At 47.8% G+C, this 4,449-nt stretch carries 4 protein-coding genes; 1 reads left to right on the top strand and 3 read right to left on the bottom strand.

The features are described from left to right. Positions 1 to 219: 219 nt before the first annotated feature. The gene (locus VB741_RS14705) at positions 220 to 387 is read left to right on the top strand and encodes a hypothetical protein (RefSeq protein WP_323365937.1); all 168 of its coding nucleotides are present in this window, start codon (positions 220 to 222) and stop codon (positions 385 to 387) included. A 66-nt stretch (positions 388 to 453) separates the two neighbouring features. On the opposite strand, the gene VB741_RS14700 is transcribed toward VB741_RS14705, so the two are convergent. The 3 genes from VB741_RS14700 to VB741_RS14690 all read right to left on the bottom strand — a co-directional run bounded on the left by VB741_RS14700 (position 454) and on the right by VB741_RS14690 (position 3,802). Further along, positions 454 to 1,455, bottom strand: a complete 1,002-nt coding sequence (locus VB741_RS14700; protein WP_323365936.1) for a hypothetical protein — start codon at positions 1,453 to 1,455, stop codon at positions 454 to 456. 265 nt (positions 1,456 to 1,720) lie between these two features. Further along, the gene (locus VB741_RS14695; protein ID WP_323365935.1) at positions 1,721 to 3,229 is read right to left on the bottom strand and encodes a PDZ domain-containing protein; all 1,509 of its coding nucleotides are present in this window, start codon (positions 3,227 to 3,229) and stop codon (positions 1,721 to 1,723) included. Between the two features lie 315 nt (positions 3,230 to 3,544). Continuing rightward, a complete protein-coding gene (locus VB741_RS14690) occupies positions 3,545 to 3,802 on the bottom strand; it encodes a helix-turn-helix domain-containing protein (RefSeq protein ID WP_323365934.1) in 258 nt (85 codons plus the stop codon). Between the last annotated feature and the right edge of the window lie 647 nt (positions 3,803 to 4,449).

Here is a 4,449-nt window from a genome sequence, read left to right as displayed (position 1 = left end):
CACCACTGTTAAATCGGTCTTAACTGTCAGAGCACCCCCATAGTCTATAACCAGGGACCAAAAGGAGTGGTTTGGGATAGTGTTTCTTTCTGGTTTATCGAACAGTCCCGCTGTTCGTAAAAGGCTGAGATCTTGCACCATTCTCATTAAGGGTTGCGTAGCGGGCCAAAATATGAAAAAAAGGGCGTAATCATAAATCAGAAGACGGTCCTCAAAACCATGCTTCAGCACGCCCAAGCACTAGTCTATAGCCTCATTAGTCTGATGCCCAGCGTCTATCAAAAAGCCAGTCTCAAAGCCGTATTAGGCTTATTTCTAGACGAGCAAGGCCATGCGTTACCAGAGCATACACCCATCAAGGGCATGGTTCAAAAAAGGCCAATTTAAGGTAACACTCGCAGCACAAAGTAGAGCACCATCGGCAATGCTCTATGTGGCTGATTGCGTCAGTTTCTAAGCTCTCTGAAAGCGCTTGAAACCTAGCAGCTCTAGCCAGTGTGAATGAGCTTCTCCAGTCAGCAATTGCGTGGGACTTTTGCCCACCCGTTCTGGCTTCAGCGACCGCATAAACTGTCGGTGATTGAGAAAAAATTGCAAGAGATTCAGATAGTCATCACCGAGGCTCCGTCGCAGGAAGAAGTAATTGCGTAAACGAGAGTTGAGGTTTTCAACCATAGAGCTGGCTCTCGGCGTTTCCTTAAGCGCTTTTTCAACAGCTTCCATCACCCCATGAAACTGGCCAGATAGCTGGCTATGCAACTGGTTCCACCTTACCCAGTAAGCATCAGAGGTGTCGTGTTTCCGATGCAGCAGACAGACATCCCGTACCGCCTGTAGGGGTAGCTCGAAGCGAACAGCAATCTTGGCCAGCTTCTGATCCACGACACCCGCAAAGGCCAGCAACTGATCGCGCTGATTGCGCAGCGCCTTTCTGAGTTTTCGGATGGCAGGATATTGTTCATCTTCTCGCTGTTTCAGTTCACGCACGATGAAGTCAAAGAGTTCCTGACGCACGGCTAGCGATGGGCCAGCTAGGGCCAGCACATCATGAGAGAACCGACCCATTTGATTCATTTCAACAGCAGTCGCTGCCGCTGCTTCGAGACGATTGTGAACGGTACCGATACTGATTGGCGTATCGAAGAGATCGCGAAACAGTTCAACGACACCCCGATACGAGCTGTGGCAAATCAGCACCAGTCCCAGAATCAACTGGTACAGCCAGCTCTTGGTCACCGGTAGATGAAACAGAACCTCATCATCTGCGGGCGTCGGCGCAAAGGACTCATCGAGTGATCGCTGCGCTTTGTCGCCTTGCTGGTAGATGAACTTCCGGCTTACCTGATGCGTCGCTGCCAGATGACTGATGGGCTCTGTGCGAGCAAGTACCTGGATGCCGATGTCTTGGCGAATGGCCGGAGATAGGCGGGCGGCGACGGAAAGGGTTGGACTCATAGCAGGCGATCACAGTAGGCGGGGGGCGACAAGCTTCAGCCTATGCGGTGGCAGAGCCTCTCGTCCAGTGAGGCGCGAGCTGATCTAAGCGAAATGTGTTACCCGCGATTAAACCACGCCTAATTTTTTCAACCTGACTGATTAGAATCAGAATGTTGTATGAAGTTTGATTGATTTTTGGCTCATAGGTAGCGATTGATCATCAGGGATTCTACGGCAGTAAACGTCCTCGGTGTGCGATCGCACATCCGGCTACCTCATTCCACTAGAGCTGAATGGCATTTAGCACAATCAGTTGAGTAAGTTTTGCAGCCGCAGGCTGGTCGCCTTGTACGGTCACAATTTGCTTTTGCCCATCGCGCACAATGGTCAGTGGAATCTTGACCGTTCCGACCTTTGCTAATGCCGATGCGATATCCATAGGTTCATTGGCAATCTCCTTTTCCAGCGCAATAATGACGTCTCCAACTTTTAGACCAGCCTGCTCAAAGCTACCGCCAGCAGATAAGTCAATAATCATGACGCCTAAACTTTCACCATACTGATCTGGATTTTCCAACCGGTCTATCGAGGCTTGTGCATATTGAGCCTGACGAGCAGAAAGCTCTCCCGTTGCCAAAGCACGCTCAAAATAGACAGTTGCCGCACGACCATCAGATTCCAGATAAGAGAATGCAGCTAGCTTAAACAGCTCAACAGGATCAGTTTCATCCTGATCTATTTGGCGGTTCTTGAGGCTATTAATTTCCGCCTCAGTAAGCGTCGGTGGCAAGCCTGTCGCCTTCCTTAACATCAGCAAATAAGGGTCATTTATTCGGCGGTCGATTTCTCGCTGGCTGGCTGTTGACTGCACCGATAACCTTGCTCTCAAGACGTCTGCTTTCTCACGAGCAAATTTGGCAGCTAGGCGCTTGGCCGCTTTGTACCCACTGTCTCCGGGTTTCAACTGGGCATCAATTCCCATCGTTGAAAACGAATCTAGCATTAACCCAATATCGTCAGCATCGGCGATTAGACAAAAGTAAGAAGCGGCATTTGCCAGCAACATTTTGGCATTTGCCATTTTTTCTAAATGCAAAGATTTTGCTTGAGCAGTACGCTCTTCGTCCGTAAGATTCAAGCTCAGTAAGTGCTGTAATCCAGATTCAAGACTAGCAAAGCTATCTCGTGTCTCTTGCTGCTGCTCGTAAGTCTGCGTCGCTCGCTTGGCAACTTTAGGGTCAAAGGCTAAGTCCTTCTGGAACGTTGCTGTAAGATTTCCGGAGAATTTTAACTGCGCGTTGAGCAATTGAACAAAACGCTCATGGTCACGAAATTCATTTTTTGCCCTGTCTTGATAGGCTAGCTCCGTTTCATTAGGGCGACGCACATCCCAGAATGACTCGGGCGGCTGTTGTTCAATCGTTCTTATCTGCAAGGCTAGATTATTGAAATTATCAAGCAGCTCACTCTTGACTCGCTCAAGCGCATCAACTGAGCGTTTTTGAGCGGTAGTGGTAGTATCTCCAATCGTGACCGGGCTATTGTCGCCTGTTTGAGTGACGTTACTGCCGTCGCTGTTGCCACCAATACTAATGTTCTGGGAACGTGAGACATCAGCTTCACCCCCAAAGGGATTAATGAAGGCAACAATTGCAATAAGAAGTGAAGTAATGCTTGCAACCTTATCAGCGCGATCTAGCCAACCATCACCTAAAACCTTTTTGTAACTGAGAAATCCCAAGACAATAGCCACTATTACAAAGGCAATGCTTACAAGAATGTTCGTTTTCATAAAGGCTCTTCTTACCTCAATTGACCACCTTAGTAGGGGTACCTCTAACCGTTATTGTTGCCTATGCGAAAATAGTAAATAGCCGAGGCTAGCGAAGGTATACGAAATTCACCTGCAACCCTGTCGCTTCCAGCTTACCAAGCTCATGGAGCCTTTGCTTTGCTATAGACCACCAAGCTTGCAACGTTAACACACAATTGTTTTACCTTAGCCTCGTTAGCCACGCTCAACATAATACTCGCTCTGCGAAGGGCTGATTCAGCGCTGGCTCAGCATCTCTAGAGGATCACAGGTGCCCTCAATCACTCTCGTAGGTCAATCATCAAAGCTAACGCCAAAGCTACACTCCAGCGCAGCTTCCATGAGTCTTAATGTTTCTTCAGGCAGTGTTTGCCGTTCATTTTCAATGCGATACCAGTTCTGAGCCGACATGCCAGAGGCAGAAGCCAGATCGGTGATCGTCTTACCTTTTTCGTTCTTAATTTTATTGCGAGCCTCTTTAATCTTTTGCCCCAGACTAGGGACTTCAATCTCCAGCGTTCTGATAACTTTCACAGTCTCAATCACTTGCATAGCACAACTCCTCACAAATCATCTGCTACCTGCATAGTTTAGCGCCACTTTTACAGCGTTTAATGTTTCACTTGACGCTTATAACGTGACACGTTAAAAATAGATTGATTGTAACTGGGGTGCTACAAGCGTAGCTGCAACGAAGTGCCATAAGGGTAAAGGCGAAGCCTGAAACAACGTAAACTCGTTAAGCGCACAGGAAAATTCTGAATTCCTTTCAGAAAAGTAGTTCAAAATAACTAACCTAAAACCCTTATGTAGTAGTGCTTTTGAGCTTATGGCACTTGATAGCAGCTATGCTTGCACTACCCCTAAACCAATGGTTAGCTTCTTGATTAGAAACTAACGCCGTGAGCGCCGCCAACGCTGCCGACCCCGTTTTAGACCAACTCATGCCATTATGTTTTTGTCGTGAGGAGACCAATCAGAGTCGGTGTCGCAATCCAACCCATCACCAAAGCAACCAATTCTTTCGAGTTTCCCGACTCGTCTGCCGTACCGAGCCCACGATGCTATCGTTCCAGCAATTATAAATTCAAAATGTAATATTTGATACAGACGCGCGTGCCCAGTAAATGGGTTTTAAGAAATAGTTGAAACCTAGCGTGTGGGTCGGGTGCATCTCTATGGAAAATATCGGCATCAGC

The organism is Leptothoe sp. PORK10 BA2, from assembly GCF_034932105.1.
Lineage (GTDB): Bacteria > Cyanobacteriota > Cyanobacteriia > Phormidesmidales > Phormidesmidaceae > Leptothoe.
Note: the sequence above shows the minus strand (reverse complement) of the source record. Positions and strands in the feature narration are given on the sequence as shown.